Origin of the sequence: Burkholderia sp. NFPP32, from assembly GCF_900119325.1 — a bacterium.
Lineage (GTDB): Bacteria > Pseudomonadota > Gammaproteobacteria > Burkholderiales > Burkholderiaceae > Burkholderia > Burkholderia pyrrocinia_C.
In genome coordinates this window covers 447883-463634 of the sequence record NZ_FPJP01000003.1, presented here as the reverse complement: position 1 = coordinate 463634, position 15752 = coordinate 447883, and the positions used below count along the sequence as shown (strand labels likewise).

General features: G+C 67.2%; 13 protein-coding genes. 5 read left to right on the top strand and 8 right to left on the bottom strand.

The window, feature by feature from the left end; all coding sequences use genetic code 11:
• Position 1 precedes the first annotated feature (1 nt).
• Positions 2-1147 (bottom strand): glycosyltransferase, encoded by a 1146-nt coding sequence (locus tag BT264_RS09120; RefSeq protein ID WP_072438029.1) that lies wholly within the window; start codon positions 1145-1147, stop codon positions 2-4.
• A 537-nt stretch (positions 1148-1684) separates the two neighbouring features.
• On the opposite strand from BT264_RS09120, the gene BT264_RS09115 reads away from it, so the two are divergent.
• The 3 genes from BT264_RS09115 (at position 1685) to BT264_RS09105 (ending at position 6634) form a co-directional block, all read left to right on the top strand.
• Entirely contained in the window at positions 1685-2989 is a 1305-nt protein-coding gene (locus BT264_RS09115) for a dicarboxylate/amino acid:cation symporter (protein ID WP_072438030.1), read from the top strand.
• Between the two features lie 541 nt (positions 2990-3530).
• On the top strand, positions 3531-5465 hold the full coding sequence (locus BT264_RS09110; RefSeq protein ID WP_072438031.1) for an SMP-30/gluconolactonase/LRE family protein: 1935 nt from the start codon (positions 3531-3533) through the stop codon (positions 5463-5465).
• 311 nt (positions 5466-5776) lie between these two features.
• Positions 5777-6634, top strand: a complete 858-nt coding sequence (locus BT264_RS09105) for a peptidylprolyl isomerase (protein ID WP_072438033.1) — start codon at positions 5777-5779, stop codon at positions 6632-6634.
• Between the two features lie 22 nt (positions 6635-6656).
• Here the strand turns inward: BT264_RS09105 and BT264_RS09100 are convergent, their stop codons facing one another.
• Entirely contained in the window at positions 6657-7094 is a 438-nt protein-coding gene (locus BT264_RS09100) for a GNAT family N-acetyltransferase (RefSeq protein WP_072438034.1), read from the bottom strand.
• A gap of 43 nt (positions 7095-7137) precedes the next feature.
• Positions 7138-7671 carry an LAPAL motif-containing putative phage structural protein gene (locus tag BT264_RS09095; RefSeq protein ID WP_072438036.1) on the bottom strand — a complete coding sequence of 178 codons (534 nt, stop codon included), beginning with the start codon at positions 7669-7671 and terminating at the stop codon, positions 7138-7140.
• 354 nt (positions 7672-8025) lie between these two features.
• Here BT264_RS09095 and BT264_RS09090 point away from each other — a divergent pair, with 354 nt between their 5' ends.
• Both BT264_RS09090 and BT264_RS09085 read left to right on the top strand, forming a co-directional pair.
• Positions 8026-9318 carry an MASE1 domain-containing protein gene (locus BT264_RS09090; protein ID WP_072438037.1) on the top strand — a complete coding sequence of 431 codons (1293 nt, stop codon included), beginning with the start codon at positions 8026-8028 and terminating at the stop codon, positions 9316-9318.
• Between the two features lie 13 nt (positions 9319-9331).
• On the top strand, positions 9332-10147 hold the full coding sequence (locus tag BT264_RS09085; protein WP_072438039.1) for an alpha/beta hydrolase: 816 nt from the start codon (positions 9332-9334) through the stop codon (positions 10145-10147).
• Positions 10148-10193: 46 nt separating this feature from the next.
• Here BT264_RS09085 and BT264_RS09080 read toward each other — a convergent pair whose 3' ends face one another.
• The 5 genes from BT264_RS09080 to BT264_RS09060 form a co-directional block, all read right to left on the bottom strand.
• On the bottom strand, positions 10194-11216 hold the full coding sequence (locus BT264_RS09080; RefSeq protein WP_072438041.1) for a MerR family transcriptional regulator: 1023 nt from the start codon (positions 11214-11216) through the stop codon (positions 10194-10196).
• Positions 11217-11364: 148 nt separating this feature from the next.
• Positions 11365-12339 carry an amidohydrolase family protein gene (locus tag BT264_RS09075; protein ID WP_072438042.1) on the bottom strand — a complete coding sequence of 325 codons (975 nt, stop codon included), beginning with the start codon at positions 12337-12339 and terminating at the stop codon, positions 11365-11367.
• Position 12340: 1 nt separating this feature from the next.
• Positions 12341-13288 carry a YncE family protein gene (locus BT264_RS09070; RefSeq protein WP_072438044.1) on the bottom strand — a complete coding sequence of 316 codons (948 nt, stop codon included), beginning with the start codon at positions 13286-13288 and terminating at the stop codon, positions 12341-12343.
• A 50-nt stretch (positions 13289-13338) separates the two neighbouring features.
• Entirely contained in the window at positions 13339-14631 is a 1293-nt protein-coding gene (locus tag BT264_RS09065; RefSeq protein WP_072438046.1) for an MFS transporter, read from the bottom strand.
• 195 nt (positions 14632-14826) lie between these two features.
• The gene (locus BT264_RS09060) at positions 14827-15744 is read right to left on the bottom strand and encodes a dihydrodipicolinate synthase family protein (protein WP_072438048.1); all 918 of its coding nucleotides are present in this window, start codon (positions 15742-15744) and stop codon (positions 14827-14829) included.
• Positions 15745-15752 lie beyond the last annotated feature (8 nt).

Genomic DNA, 15752 nt, shown 5'->3' with positions numbered 1-15752 from the left:
ATTACATGGACCTCAACGATGCCACCCAGCGATACGGGTTGTGTCGAATCGATTTCTGATAGACGGACAAAGTCGCGTCGACGAATGTGTCGAACGAGAACTCGCGCTTGCCTTTCAGCCGCGCGCTGCGTCCCATCGCGCGGACGCAGCCGGGCTCGCGCACGATCGCGCGCAGGATCTCCCCGATCGCTTCGGGCTCGCGCGGCGGAACGACCCATCCGTCCACGCCCGGCTCGACGTTCTCGGGCAGCCCGCCCACGCGCGTCACGATCGCGGGGCAGCCCAGCGACATCGCTTCGCGGCACGCGTACGACAGGCTCTCGTGGTACGACAGCACGAACGACACGTCGATGATCGAGAACGGCGCGCATACGTCGTCGAGCCGTCCGGTGAATGCAATGCGCGACGTCATGCCGTGCCGCGCGATCTGCTCGCGCTGGTCGCAGGACGGCTCCGCACCGACCAGCAGCACGCGAAACCGCTCGCGCTCGTGCTCGGACAGGCGGCCCAGTGCCGCGATCAGATCCATCCAGCCTTTTTCCGGCGCGGTGCCGGCGCTGCTGCCCAGCACGATCGCGTCCGCGCCGGACGGCCCGAACAGCGCGACCTTGCGGCGGCGAATCTCGTCGCCCGCCAGCCGTTCCGCGGCCTGCCTGCGCACGCCGTGCTTGACGACCGTGACGTTCCCGTACGGCGACCGGAGCGCGAGCATGCCCGCGACATAGTCGCTGACCGCGATGGTGTGGTCGGTCGCAAGCCGTGCACGCAGCAGGTTGCCGAAGCTGTCGGCGCGATACGTGTTGTGCTTGGTGAGCACGACCGCGGGCCGATGCCGGCACCCGAGCAGCGCCAGCATCACCTGCCGGTGATCGGCGGATCCGTTGACGTGAACGACGTCGAAGCGCTCGGCGACGATCCGCTGGCGCAGCCGGACAAGCTCCTGGCACAGCCGGTTCCAGCGCGGTTTGAATTCCATGTCGAAGATGGCCACGTCGGGGCTGTCCTTCAACAGCCGCGACAGGCGGCTTCCCCCCGGCGACGCGACGGTCACGCGGTGATGCCGGCTCATCGCGGCGGCGAGATCGCGGACGTAGGTATCCTGGCCGCCGCCATAGTCGCCGTGGAAGTTGGTGTACAGAATGTTCATCACGATGCCGATTTTTCCCGTTCATTCATTGGGAGGACTACTTATCAAGTGAACGACTCGCCCTGTCTGGAACAATGGCTCGAACGCGGTTGCGCATTCCCGACTCGCGATTGCGCATTGCCGCCCGGGCGTGACGGCAACACGAATCATTTCCAAATATTACATAGGGGTTACGCGCGGTAGTGTCGAGGTCTGCGCATCTTTGTGCGAATGTGTCGCGATCGTCTTCCCGTGTCGTCGCGGGTCGGCGCGGGTGGCCTGTCCGTCGAGGTCGCGGCGCTCGATGGCCGCTCGCGCCGTTCGGCCGGATCGCGACAAAACCCCCCTTTCCGGCGGCCGCATGGACGCAGATCAACCGCCTTTTCTTTCAGATTTGAAAGCCGGCGCGCCATTTGCGTTAGAATGCCCCCCCTGTCCGCCCTGGCGACCGCCGGAAGCGGGCCCGTCGCGCGCATGGCGACGTGAGTTCCGATTCGCAGCCGGACGCGAATGATTTTCCAGCCGTTAGAAGCACACGCTTTGTAATTTGGATTGCTAATGAATAAGAAGCACAACATTACCAGGTACATCGTCGTCGCGATGATTCTTGGTATCGCAGTGGGTTACGCGTGCCATAGCGCGTTTCCCGACCCGAAGATGGCCAAGGAAGTCGCCGGCTACGTGTCGTTGCTGTCCGACGTGTTCCTGCGATTGATCAAGATGATCATCGCGCCGCTGGTATTCGCGACGCTGACCGTCGGCATCGCGCAGATGGGCGACGGCGGCGCGGTGGGCCGCGTGGGCGTCAAGGCGTTCGGCTGGTTCTTCATCGCGTCGTTCACGTCGTTGCTGCTCGGCTTGCTGACCGCGACGATCCTGCAGCCGGGCAGCCACCTGAGCCTGCCGTTGCCGGCGTCCGACGCGGCCCTCAACCTGAAGACGGGGGCATTCACACTGAAGGATTTCGTGGTCCACCTGGTGCCGAAATCGATCGCCGAGGCGATGGCGAACAACGAAATCCTGCAGATCGTCGTGTTCTCGATCTTCTTCGGCGCCGCGCTGTCCGCGCTCGGCGAAGCGGGCAAGCGCCTGACCGGCGTGATCGACGATCTTGCGCAGGTGATGCTGAAGGTAACGGGCGCGGTGATGTGGTTCGCGCCCGTCGCGGTGTTCGCGGCGCTGGCGTCGACGATCACGACCGAAGGGCTCGGCATCCTGCTCACGTTCGCGAAGTTCATGGCGAGCTTCTATCTGGCGCTCGCGCTGCTGTGGGGCGTGCTGACGCTCGCCGGCGTGACGTTCCTCGGCAAGCGCGCGTTCACGCTGATCCGGCTGATCCGCGAGCCGTTCCTGCTGTCGTTCGCGACGGCGAGCTCCGAGGCCGCGTATCCGAAGCTGCTGGATGCGCTCGACCGCTTCGGCGTGAACCGCAGGATCTCGAGCTTCGTGCTGCCGATCGGGTACTCGTTCAACCTCGACGGCTCGATGATGTACTGCACGTTTGCCGTGCTGTTCATCGCACAGGTGTACGGCATCCATCTGCCGCTGGGCACGCAGATCACGATGCTGCTGATGCTGATGGTGACGTCGAAGGGGATGGCGGGCGTGCCGCGCGCATCGCTGGTCGTGATCGCGGCGACGCTCAACCAGTTCAACATGCCCGAAGCGGGGCTGCTGCTGATCATGGGCGTCGACATGTTCCTCGACATGGGGCGCTCGGCCACCAACGCCGTCGGCAACTCGATCGCGGCTGCCGTGGTCGCGAAGTGGGAAGGGCAGCTCGACGCGCCGCGCGACGACGATGATCCGGACGGCGGGCGCGTCATGCAGGTGAAGGTGCCGGAGACGTCGGCATCGGCATGATGCGTGGCAACGCGGCGACGACGGCGCTTTGCCTGCTCCGCGATCAATGACAATCGCCGGCCTGGATTCGAAACGGATTCAGGCCGGCGATTTGTTTTTGGTGCAATGATTCCGCATTGCATGCGGTAGCTTTTTCCCGATTCGCCGGAAACGGCATTCGTGGTTTCAATCTTTCGTCGTTGAACCCGCTGCGATATTCCCGCGGGCGAACGGCCTGATTTCTCCGATTTCCCTCATTCCCGATCGAGCGCGCAAGTGAACATTCACTGTCGCACCGCCGCGCCCGCTGTCGGGGTGCCCGGTTGCCACGGGCGATGCGATCGAAGCCGATTCGGCGAAAAGCGCCGTGGCACGGACGGTCCGCAATTTTTTTCGATTTATATAACGCTATTCTCGCCCTGCTCATTATCGAACGCATGCCGCACGTAATACCGACTGCGCCGGATGATTCAGCGGAACAATTTACGCATCGCGGATTTCAAGCCATCCGGCCGGCCGCCCCCTCATGTGAATGTTTGCCCCATTCAGGAGAGCATCAGTCATGGTCGCTGGAAAACGTATTCAGGCTGCGCTTCTTGCCGCCGCAATCGCCGCGATCGCGCCGGCCGCTCACGCAGGCAACACCACCGACTGGCTGGCGAACACATACGGCACGCTCGCGGCTCATGTCGGCAACGTCGCGCGTTCGATGTGGGTCGCGCCCGAAGGCGTCATCTACACGGCGTCGATGTGGGACGAAGACGAAGGCGGTGTCGCGATCTACCAGAACGGCAAGAGCGTCGGTTCGATGGGCACGCATTCGGAATTCCAGGGCAGCGCGATCACGGGCAACGCGACGTCGCTGTTCGTCGCGTTGCAGCCCGGCAAAACTTACGGCAGCGGCGCGGTCGGGCGGTACAACCGCGCCACGAAGTATCGCGACCGCGTGATCCAGATCAGCGCGGCGACCAACCAGCCGCGCATCGACGTCGTCACCGGGCTCGCGACGGCCGGCTCGCTGCTCTATGCGAGCGACTTCTACGGCAATCGCGTGCGCGTGTTCACCACCGACGGCGTCTGGCAGCGGGACATCAACGTGTCGGGGCCGGGCGCGCTCGCGGTGGATGGCGCGGGCAACGTGTGGGTCGCGCAGAAGAGCGCGGGTTCGGTCGTCGGCTTCAGCCCGGCCGGCGCGCTGCTGAACACGATCCGGCTGCCGGCCGGGTCGAAGCCGTCGGCGCTGTATTTCGATGCGGCGGCCGGGCAGCTCATGGTGGGCGACGAAGGCCCCGACATGAACGTCAAGCGCTATACCGTGTCGGGCCGGCCCGCGCTGGCCGGCACGTTCGGCGTGCGCGGCGGCTATCTCGACACGACGACGGGCATCAAGGGGCAGGTCGGCGCGAAACGCTTCACGCGCATCGCCGGGATCGGCAAAGACAGCGCCGGCAATCTCTATGTGCTCAACAACCCGTGGGGCGGAAGCTGGGATCTCGGCCGCAACGGCGCCACCGACATTCATGCGTACAGCAGCGCCGGCAGCCTGCGCTGGACGCTGCAGTCGCTGAACTTCGAAGGCATCGCCGCGCCGGACCCGGTCACGGACGGCGCGCTGTTCTATGGCGGCACGCACGTATATAGCGGCAGCGCGGGCGGCACGTTCGTCGCGAACACCGTCGATCCGTTCACGTACCCGTCGGATCCGCGCATCAACATGAGCGACACGCAGCGCGACGAGCATTTCGGGCTGCTCGCGTCCGTCGGCGCGAACCGGATCCTCGTCGCGGCGGGGCAGAATCCGCCAGTCTTCTATTTCTTTCATTTCAATGCGGCGAACGGCTATGTCGCGATTCCGGACGGATCGATTCCGGGCCCCGCGTTCAACACGACGCAGCGCGTCACGAGCGGGTTCAGCCTCGACAGCAAGGGCGGCGTGTGGGCCGGCCTCGACAAGACCGGCGCGATCTATCACTACCCGCTGACCGGTTTCGACGCGAGCGGCAAGCCGTCGTGGGGGGCGGGCGTCGCGACCCGCGTTCCCGCCAGCATCCAGCCGCTGACGCGCATCGTCTACCTCGCGGACAGCGACACGATGGTGCTCGCGCAGGGCGCGGTCGGGACCAACGACTGGACGTCGATCGGCACGCGCATCGAGGTGTATCACGGCTGGAGCGCGGGCAACACGACGAAGCCGGATCCGGTGATCACGCTGCCGCACAGCGGCGCGAAATCGATCGACGCGGCCGGCAACCATCTGTTCGTCGGCTACTGGTTCAGCAGCAGCGGGCCGCTGTGGCCGAACGTCGACGCGTTCAACCTCACCACCGGCAACCTCGACACCACGCTGGTCAACACGAGCCCCGCGACCGTCGATACCAGCAGCGCGATCGATGCGATGTACAGCATTCGCGCGTACCGCCGGTCGAACGGCGAGTATGTGGTGATGAAGAACAACGTGAAGGGGAACAGCATCACCGTGTATCGATGGACGCCTTGACGGCGGTGCGGCCGGTGCCGGTGAAGCGTGCCGGTCGCCGCTTCGACTGGCGGCCGGGCCCGCGAAGCAACGATCGTATGCGACGTCTACGATGAACGGCGCGCGCAACGCGCGCTTCGCCGCCTTGTGCGGCCGCCCCCGACCTCCCGACGCGCAAACGCGGTTCCGTGCACAATGACAGCGGCACGGGCGGAGGCTGCCTGTGCTCGTGATGTCGAACCTGAATGAACGGTTGCGCCGATGTGCTGCTGCGTCGGCGAATCTGCGCGGCAGCCCCATGCCGCGTTCCTTGAGCACGAAGCGATCAAACGATGAAGATGAAAACGACACCGAGCCGGCTGTTGCTGATTGCCGCGCTGGCGGGCGTGCTGAGCGGTCCTGCCCTCGCCCAGACGGCGGCCGCGTCGCAGCCGTCCGGCGCGACGGCAACCGTCGCGACCGTCAACGGCACGGCGATCACGCAGGCGGACGTCGATGCGGTGCTGCGCGCGTCGGGGCAGCCCGACTCGCCGCAGATCCGCGACGCGATCAAGCAGCAACTGATCACGCGCGTGCTGGTTCAGCAGGCCGCGGAGAAAGCGAACTACGCGGACAAGCCCGAGGTCAAGGCGGCGATCCAGCAGGCGAAGACGAATGCCGAGGTGCAACTGTACGTGCGCGACAACGTGAAACCCGAGCCGGTGACCGACGAGCAGGTCAAGGCGCGCTACGACGCGCTAGTCGCGGCGCTCGGCAAGAACGAGTACAAGCCGCGGCTGATCGTCGTCAGGGATCCGGCGACGGCCGCGACCGTGCTGAGCGAGCTGAAGTCGGGCAAGTCGTTCGACGGGCTGGCGCGCCAGTACAGCATGGCGCCGAGCCGCGATGCCGGCGGCGAGCTGCCGTGGGTGAGCTTCAATACGCCGGCGGCGGAAGGCAAGACGGGCGGATTGCCGCTGCCGATCGCGCAGGCGCTCGAGAAACTGACGGTGGGCGCCGCGACGAAGGATTCGATCCCGGTCGATGGCGTGCGGGCCATCGTGAAGCTGGATGCGAAGCGGCCGACGCAGGTGCCGGGCTTCGAGACGGCGAAGCCGGTGCTTCAGCAGCAATTGCAGGCGATTGCGGTCGAGAAGGCGAGTGCGCAGATGATCGGCAAGTTGCTGAAGGACGCGAAGATCACGCAATAGCGCGGCGTCGATACGTGACGCGTCACGCGCGCCAGACGAGGCTCGCACTCGTTTCCGTTTCCGATGCGGGCCGGAAGCCGAGCCGTTCGTAGAGGCGCCGCGCCGGATTGCCGTGCAGCACGCTGAGCGATACGCACACGTTCTCGCGTGCCGCATCGGTCAGCAGTTCGCGCAGCACGGCTTCGCCGATGCCCCGGCCCTGGCGGGCAGGGAGGATCTGGATCTGATGGACGTGCCATTCGCCGGCGGAGCGCGTCACCTTCAGCAAGCCGATTGCATCGGCGCCTTCGCAGACGATCATCGCGTCTTCGAAGTGCGCGCGGATGCGCCGGTCGTGCGCTTCGTCGTCGGTCGGCGCGCCGACCCGTTGCAGATGCTCCGTCATCGTGAGCCGCCGGAGGGTCTGCAGGAAGGGGAGGTCGGCCAAGGAGGCAGGACGCAGATCGATCGCCGGTTTCATGAGGGATGACGGGTTGTGTTGGGAGCGTGGCCTTCGACGCGGATCAAAGGCCGGGCAACTGAATCTGCAGGCCGGCCGGGCGATGTTCGAGGACATCCGTGACCTCGTATTCGGTTTTTGCGCCGTCCGAGGTTTGCCACTGCTGCATCCGCACTTGCTGGATCTCGCGCCCGCGCAGCCATTTGAGGACGGCGAAGAGCCCCTTTCTTGCCCGGGGCGCGGCGATGCCGAGCGCGGTCAGGATCGTGACCGCATCGGCAAGCGCCGTGCCTTCGTTGCCGCTCAGCATGTCGCGCATGCGGCCGAGCAGCGATGTCGCGAGCGTGAAGTCGACGCCGAAGCTGCCGGTCTTGAAGCTGCCGCGCACGTTCACCTGCGGCCGAACCTGATCGCCGCACAGCGCGCGGGTCGACGCGTCGAGCAAATCGCCGATTGCAAGCAATGCGGGTGCAAGTTCGCGCACGTCCATCTCGGACGATTCGAGCGCGGGCCCGTCGTACGTGACGCGAAATCTGCTCATTGCATCAAAGGGGCCGATATCGGCCGTGCCGGTACGGTTTCCATTGGGTGCGGTCATCCGGAATGTTGGCTGGAGACGTGGACGATACCTGAAACGAACACTTTCAAATGCCTTTCATGTCAGTCATGATCGACCGGCTGCGCGCGATTTTGGCTGTCCGGCCAGGACGACACGCTGACCTGTCCTGATAGCGTCCGGCAAACGACGAACTTTTCGGATACTTTGCCGGTCACGAGCGCCGACTTGCGGGGTACCGCCGGCCGATCGATGCGCTTCCGGCTCCGGTATTCCCCCGTCCGCTCCCGCCGCATATCATGCGCACATCGCGTACGCGCCGGTGTGCCGGCGCGCCTGCCGTTGACAACGCGGCCGGCGCGCTCGCCCGCACGGCGCAGCACACAGGAATCCTCGATGGACACCAAACGTTCCCGCCCGGGGCTCGTCGCCGCGCTGCTCTGGGCGGTGCTGTATCTCGCGACCGGCTACATCTCGCACGAGTTCAACGGCCCCGTCCGGCTGACGGGCTATATCTGGCTGCCGGCCGGCGTGACGGTCGGCGCGTTCATGTTGCGGCCGTTGCGCGAATGGCTGACGCTGGCCGGCGCGTTCCTCGTCGCGCAGCTCGCGCTGACCGGCATCGAACACGGCAGCCTGGTCAACGCGGTGCTGTTCACGGTCGACGAAGTCGGTGCGGCCGCGCTCGCGGTGTGGCTCGTTCAGCGCGTGCGCTTCTCGCTCGAAGGGCTGTATTTCCTGCGCTCGGTGATCCTCGCCGGGCTGATCGCTGGCGTCGTCGGCGCGATCGGCGGCGCGGCGTGGTACGCGACGCTCAAGGACGCGTCGTTCTTCGACGTGTGGTTCGTGTGGGCAGCTTCCGATTTCGTCGGCGTGCTGCTGGTCACGCCGGTGCTCGCGTCGTGGTCGCGCTTCCGCGCGCACCGTTCGGGCGATCACGAGCGCTTCGACCTGATGCTCGGCGTCGTCGCGTTCGTGCTGCTCGCGATCGTCGCGCTCGTGATCTTCGACGGCGACACGTCGCGGAAATTCGGTACTGGCGCCGGCTTCGCGTTCACGTATGTCCCGCTGTTCCTGACCGTCGCGGTGACGCTGCTGCTCGGCGGCCGCGCGGGTTCGTCGTCGGTGCTGATACTTGCGCTGATCGTGATCGAGCAGACCGCGCAGGGCGACGGCCCGTTCGCGTCGTTCCACGAGCACTACGGCAGTTCGCTGCTCGAGGCGCAGCTCTATCTGGCGGTCGCGTCGCTGCTGGTGCTGACGGTGAGCACGCTGAAGACGACGCGCGAACGCGTGCACGAGCATGCGGCGGTGCTGCAGAACAACATGGAGCTCGCGCTCGCGAGCGCCGGCCAGATTGCATATGTGCTCGATCCGGAGTCGGGACGGATCGAGTGGAGCGGCGACGTCGAGCGCGTGTTCGGCGTCGGCGTCGAACACGCGCAGATCGCGAGCGTGCCGCTCGTGCTCGAACGCGTGCAGCCGGGCGACCGCGCTGCGCTGAGCGACTACTGGAATGCGGAGATTGCGGGCGAGGATCGCGCGTCGCTGTCGCTGCGTGTCGTGCAGCGCGACGGCGGCACGCAGACGATCACCGATCACGGCGCGCCGCTGCTCGATTCGAACGTCGACGTGACGGTGGTCGCGGGCGTCTGGCAGATCGAGCGTGTGTGGCCGGCGGACGAATGAGCGGACGCGCGTCATGACAGGCCGCACGGGCGTCCTGCTGATCCACGGGCTCGGCGGCACGCAATACGATCTCGGTTCGCTGCACAAGGCGATGCGGCGCGCGGGCGGCGACACGCACATGATCACGCTGCCGGGGCACGGCACGCGCCCCGAGGATCTGATCGGCGTGCGCGCTGAGACGTGGCTCGACGCGGTGACCGAGCAGTATCGCGCGCTGGAACGCGAGTACGACACGCTGCATGTCGTGGGCATGTGCATGGGCGCGCTGGTCGCGCTGCTGCTGTGCCGCCGCGTGCAGCATGCGCGCGGCCGGCTCGCGTTGCTGGCCACGCCGGTGTTCATCGACGGCTGGTCGACGCCGTGGTATCGGTCGCTGCGGCATGTGCTGTATCGCGTGCCGGGTGTGGCCGAGCGGATGCGCGTCGAGGAGGGCGAGCCGTTCGGCATCAAGAACGCGACGATCCGCGCGATCGTGAAGAAGAAGTTCGAGCGGCAGGACGGTTTCCACTATGCGTGGGTGCCGCTCGCGTGCGTGCGGCAGGTCGACCGGATGCGCGACTGGGCGCTCGAGGCCGCGGCCGATACGCGATGCCCGACGCTCGTGCTGCATGCGCGCGAGGACGAGCTGACGAGCCTGCGCTCGGCCGATTTCCTGCTGGAGAAGATGCCCGACGCGCGCGGGATCGTGCTGGAGAACAGCTACCACATGATCTGCGCGGACAACGATCGCGACGACGTCGCACGGCACGTGCTCGAATTCTTCGGGTTCGATCCGGGGTGCGCGGTGAGTCCGGCGATGGCGCGCAGGATGGGGCGGCTGGAGTCGTGACGGTCGATGCGCCGGCCTGTTGCCGGCACCAGGAACCGATGACGGCTTACGCCACTTCCGGCCGACGCGCGATCCGCTCGCGGATCTCGGGCGACGCAAGGCACGTGGCAACCGCTTCGTAGCCGGGGGCGCCCGGGTAAGGCGCCACGCGCGAAGGCGGGCTGTGATTGGCAGGGCACAGGATGATCGATTCGTTCGGCCCGACCGACGACAGATCGAGGATCGCCGACGAGCGCGTCAGCAGGAACAGCGGCCGCATCCCGGCGGTTGCGCGTTCGCGCAAATGGGCGATCAACGCCTGTTGCGTGGGCCGGTCGAGATCCTGTTCGATCATGTCCACGACCAGCGCGCGCGGGCCATCCGCTTCGAGACTGACGAGCAGCGCAGTCAACGCTGCCGACGGCGTCGCGCCGTTGCGGGCAAGCGCGGCCGATGCGCGGTCGACGCGCGACTTCAGTTCCGGATCGACGCGCAACGCATCGCATGCGGCAGCGCCATCGTGTTCCAGCCGATCGAGGCCGACGAACGCGGCGCCGGGCAGCGCGTCGGCCAGCCGAAGCGCCAGCCGCGTCTTGCCGCTTCCCAGCGAGCCGATGATGTAGTTCAACGGCCGGATATCGCGACACTCGAACCACTCGCCGCCCCACGGCCACGGCAGGCTGAACGCGACGCCGGCGCCGGTATCGTCGAGCAGCCGCGCCAGTTCGCCGTCGGCCGGCATCCGGCCGCGCGCAAGGCCGGCACGGATCGCGCGCACGCTGTCGACCTTGCGCACGAGATCCTGAATGCCGTGCTCAAGCACTGCTTCGTGAGCGGCCAGCGCGCCGTCCAGGCCGCGTGCATCGCCATCGAGCACGCTCGCCACCTGTGCCAGACTGAGGCCGAGCGCTCGCAGCGCCGCGATGTCGGCCGCGCGTGCGAGGTCGTCCGGGCCGTAGGCACGGTATCCGGCAGGCGTTCGCTCCGGTGTCACGAGGCCGTGCTGTTCGTACAGCCGCAGCGCTTTGACCGATACGCCGAGCTGCGCGGCTGCCGCCGATGCGCTCAAACGGGGCGTGGACGTACCCATCCGTCACCTCTCTCTGCTGTCGATTCGTTGTGGACAGCATAAAGGCGACCCCAAGGGCCGGGTCAAGCACGATTACGGGCGACGGGGCGAATACGCGACCGGGCGGATGCCATGATCGACGAGATGGGGAAAGGCGCGGAAAGCGGCGTTATCCGCGAGCCGGCCGGAATGGCTCGTCGAGCGCAATCCGGTAAACGCGCACCGCGTTGTCATGCCAGATCGCGCGGCGTGCCGCGTCGTCGAGGTTCGCCATCGCGCGGGCGAACGTGCGCAGCAACGCGGGATAGGAGACGCGCAGGCCGGCCACCGGGAAGTTGCTGGCGAACAGGCAGCGTTCCCAGCCGAAGATCGCGATCGTGTCGCGGATGATCCGCGCGTTGTCCGCGTCGTTCCACGCGGCGTCGCGCAAGCCGAGTTCGGAAATCTTCACGACCACGCGCGGCGATGCTGCGAGCGCTTCCATGCCGCGGCGCCAGCGCGCGAGCCCTGCGTCGGAGCGATCCCACGGCAGCCCCGCGTGTTCGAGTACGACGTCGACAGCGGGTGCATCGGCGAGCAGCGCGGCCGCGTCGTCGAGATGCCAGAACGACACGCGCAGATCCCAGCACAGGCCGTGCGCGGCGACGCGTTCCAGCGCGGCCGGCCAGCGCGGATCGTGCAGCGTGCCGGGCCCGTCGACGGGCGTATCCGGCGACGATGCGGTGCGCGGCTTGAAGCGTATGCCGCGCACGCGCGGCCACGCGGCTTGTTCGGCGAGCCGTTCGTCCGCATCGCCGGCCAGCAGGTCGACCCACGCGACGACTGCCGACGGCAGCCCGTGCGCCGCCGCGACTTCGTGCAGCCAGCGCGTTTCCGCCAGCGCTTCGTCGCGTGCGCGTTCGGCCTCGACGTGCACGCTGGCGACGATCGGCGCGCGCTGCGCCGCGTGCCGGAAATCGTCCACGCCGAAATCGCGGCACAGCGCCGCGTAATCGCCGAACATGAAGCGTGCCGGATCGTAGTGCGTCTGCAGCCACGGATAGTGCGCGCCCGCATCGAGCCGCCACAGGTGGTGATGCGCATCGACGAGCGCGTCCGGCATGCCGTCGGGCGGCGATCCGTCGGGCGGCGATCCGTCGCGCATGTCAGCGCGCTCCCGCGAGCACGTACGACGCATCGGGCTCCCGCAGCGTCGCCAGCGCGCCGACGAAACGCCAGGTATCGAGATCGAGTTCGCGCACGTAGTCGTCCTGGAACGACACGTAGGCGACGCGCCGCGACGGATGGAACGACAGTGCGGTCGGGTTCGCGGGCAGCGCGATGCGTTCGATTTCCTCGAGCTGGCGTGCATCGAACACGGAGATCGATCGTTCGCCCGAGTTGGTCAGCAGCAGCAGGTCGCGGCCGTCCGGCGCGCTGGTCCGGTAGATGCGGTTCGGATCGCTGCGCGTCTTCACGCGGCGGCCGCAGGTCATCGTCTCCGTGTCGATCTCGACGAGCGTGTCGTCGCCGCGATTCGCGACGAACAGCGTGCGCTCGTCGGCCGACAGCGCATTGCCTTCGGGGCGCGGGCCGGGCATCACGGCGCGCGGCGCGACCGTCGCGTCGCGCGGATGGAATTGCGTGACCGTGTTCGACAGCAGGTGCACGCCGTACGCGCGGCTCGCGTCGCGTGTGAGCGTCACGAGGTGCGTCTTCACGCCGCCGGACGGCACGGCCATGTTCGGCACCGGCTGCCGGGTCGGCTCGTCGAACACGAGCAGCATGTCGTGCGCCTCGCTCATCGCGTACAACCGGCCGTCGCGGTCGCTCGCCATGCCGTGCGGCCGGTAGTACGGCCACAGGTCGAGCATGCGCGTGTGCGTGCGCTCGACCAGGTCGATCTCGGCGATCCGGTGGTCGCCTTCATGGCCGCGCGACCACGCGGTCTCGATCCCGAAGATGCCGACATACGCGTAGCGCTCGTTCACGTCGACGGTGAACTCGTGCGGGAAATTCGGCAGCACGATGTGCTTGAGCGCGGCTTTCGTGTCGAGATCGTAGAAACTGAAGGTATGGGCGCATTTCTGCACCAGCAGCAGGATGTCGTTCAAGGTGCGTCTCCGTTATTTCGTTCGCGGGCCTGCATATCAGGTATCAGGGTTCAGTCCTCGCAGCGCTTCGGCAGCGTCAGCGCGAGCAGGCCGGCCACCGCGAGCGTGACCGCCAGGCTGTACACACCGGCCGCCGAGCTCACGTGCTGGGTCAGCACGCCGACCGCGTACGGGCCGCAGAACCCGCCGAGATTGCCAAGTGCATTGATCAGGCCGCGCGCGCTGCCGGCCGTCTCGACGCTGCACAGCTTCGGCGGAATCGCCCAGAACACGCCGGCGGCCGCCTGCAGGAAGAAGCCGCAGCCGATCAGGAACGCGAACGACACGGCCATCGACGCGTGCGTGAGCACCGACAGCGCGAGGCACGCGGCGAAGCCGACGAGCGGCAGCAGCACGAACAGGCGGCGCTTGCCGGTTCGGTCAGACAAATACGACGTGACGAACATCCCGATCACCATCGCGACATACGGCAGCATCGCGAGCAGGCCGACCTTTCCCATCCCGCCGTGCGTGAGGTTCTTCAGCAGCGTCGGCAACCACATCGTATAGCCGTAGATGCCGACCTGATAGCAGAAGTTGATCGCGATGAGCAGCCAGATCGTCGGGTTGCGCAGCATCTCGCCGAACGATGCGGCGGCCGGCGTGCCGGCCGCGCGCTTGCGTTCCTGCTCGTCGCGCAGCGCGTCGAGGATGTACGCCTTCTCGCGCGGCGACACCCAGCGCGCGGTCTCCGGGCCGTCGTCGGCGAGCAGCATCCACGCGACCAGGCACAGCAGCGACAGTGCGCCCGCGCTGTAGAACAGGTGACGCCAGTCGTACGCGGCGAGGATGAAGCCGGACAGCGGCGCGGTGATCATGCCGGCGAGCGGCACGAACATGATGACCATCGCATTCGCGCGGCCGCGTTCGCGGTCGGGGAACCAGTGGCTGACCATCGTGAGCACGACGGGCAGCATGCCGCCCTCGGCCACCCCGAGCAGGAAGCGCAGCGCCAGCAGGTGCCAGGTATGCGTGACGAGTCCGGTCAGCACCGACAGCACGGCCCAGCTCACGAGCGACCACGCGATGAACTTCTTGCCGCTGCCGAGCGCCGCGCGCCGGCCGCCGGGAATCTGCAGGAACAGGTAGCCGAAGAAGAAGATGCCGCCGGCGAGGCCGGCCATCGTCGCGTCCATGCCGAGCTCGGCGTTCATCCCGCCGGGCATCGCGAACGCGATGTTCACGCGATCCATGTAGGAAATGATGCAGGCGAGCAGCAGCGGCGGAATCACGCGCAGCCAGCGGCGGCGCGGAATGGCTTCGCCGGCTTCGTATGCCGGGGTGGCCGGGGTCAACGAATTCATGATGTCTCCAATATTGTCGATCTGCTGCAGCGATCTTCCGATGGACCGCTGTCATGCCGTGACGAATCCGCACGGGGGTAACCGCCGATGCGCAACGCATGCACGCATTCCCCATCGGCGCGAACGTCTGTCCGGCCGCGCGGCGTGCGACCCGCGGGCGGAGCCGTGAAGCGCACACCGCATGCGCCCGAACGTTTAATGCCCCCAGCGCAGCACGAGCGGGTCGAGCCGGCGCGCGACGTCGAGCAGCCCGGCCCGCACCTGCGGATGCAATTCCGGCCACGGCGCGCGCGGCCGGTCGCACGCGATCACACCGCCTTCCAGCATCAGCGCCTTCGCGGTCAGAAAGCCCGACTGGCGGTTCTCGTAGTTGATCAGCGGCAGCCAGCGCGCGTACTGCTCGCACGCTTCGTCGCGGCGCCCGGCGAAATACGCGTCGGCGATCCGGCGAATCCCGTCCGGATAACCGCCGCCCGTCATCGCGCCGGTCGCGCCGGCGTCGAGATCGGCGAGCAGCGTGATGCCTTCCTCGCCGTCCCACGGCCCCTCGATCGCGTCGCCGCCGAGCGCGATCAGCTCGCGCAGCTTCGACGCGGTGCCGGCCGTCTCGATCTTGAAGTACGACACGGCATCGATCTCGCGCGCGAGCGTCGCGAGGAACGACGCGGACAGCGCAACGCCGCTTGCGGGCGCGTCCTGGATCATCAGCGGGATGTCGAGGCCGTCGCTTACCTCGTGGAAGAACGCGCGGATCGATGCCTCCGGCACGCGAAACGTCGCGCCGTGGTACGGCGGCATCACCATCACCATCGCCGCCCCCAGCGCCTGCGCGTGCCGGTTGCGTTCCGCGCAGATCCGCGCGCTGAAGTGCGACGTCGTGACGATCACCGGCACGCGGCCCGCGACGTGCTCGAGCGTGGTGCGCGTGATCAGTTCGCGTTCGTCGTCGCCGAGCGCGAACTGCTCGGAGTAGTTCGCGTGGATGCAGAGGCCCTGCGAACCGGCATCGATCATGAAGTCGATGCAGCGGCGCTGGCCGTTGAGATCGAGCGCGCCGTGCGTGTCGAAGATCGTCGGCGCGACCGGAAAGACGCCCTGGTAGCGTGCGTTCATGGTCGGCC

Bases quoted from the DNA above. Each gene is read 5' to 3' on its own strand.
- BT264_RS09100 (WP_072438034.1), bottom strand. From the start codon at position 7,094: ATGAAACCGGCGATCGATCTGCGTCCTGCCTCCTTGGCCGACCTCCCC.
- BT264_RS09075 (WP_072438042.1), bottom strand. From the start codon at position 12,339: ATGCGCGACGGATCGCCGCCCGACGGATCGCCGCCCGACGGCATGCCG.
- BT264_RS09090 (WP_072438037.1), top strand. From the start codon at position 8,026: ATGGACACCAAACGTTCCCGCCCGGGGCTCGTCGCCGCGCTGCTCTGG.
- BT264_RS09110 (WP_072438031.1), top strand. From the start codon at position 3,531: ATGGTCGCTGGAAAACGTATTCAGGCTGCGCTTCTTGCCGCCGCAATC.
- BT264_RS09095 (WP_072438036.1), bottom strand. From the start codon at position 7,671: ATGACCGCACCCAATGGAAACCGTACCGGCACGGCCGATATCGGCCCC.
- BT264_RS09105 (WP_072438033.1), top strand. From the start codon at position 5,777: ATGAAGATGAAAACGACACCGAGCCGGCTGTTGCTGATTGCCGCGCTG.
- BT264_RS09085 (WP_072438039.1), top strand. From the start codon at position 9,332: ATGACAGGCCGCACGGGCGTCCTGCTGATCCACGGGCTCGGCGGCACG.
- BT264_RS09060 (WP_072438048.1), bottom strand. From the start codon at position 15,744: ATGAACGCACGCTACCAGGGCGTCTTTCCGGTCGCGCCGACGATCTTC.
- BT264_RS09065 (WP_072438046.1), bottom strand. From the start codon at position 14,631: ATGAATTCGTTGACCCCGGCCACCCCGGCATACGAAGCCGGCGAAGCC.
- BT264_RS09080 (WP_072438041.1), bottom strand. From the start codon at position 11,216: ATGGGTACGTCCACGCCCCGTTTGAGCGCATCGGCGGCAGCCGCGCAG.
- BT264_RS09120 (WP_072438029.1), bottom strand. From the start codon at position 1,147: ATGAACATTCTGTACACCAACTTCCACGGCGACTATGGCGGCGGCCAG.
- BT264_RS09115 (WP_072438030.1), top strand. From the start codon at position 1,685: ATGAATAAGAAGCACAACATTACCAGGTACATCGTCGTCGCGATGATT.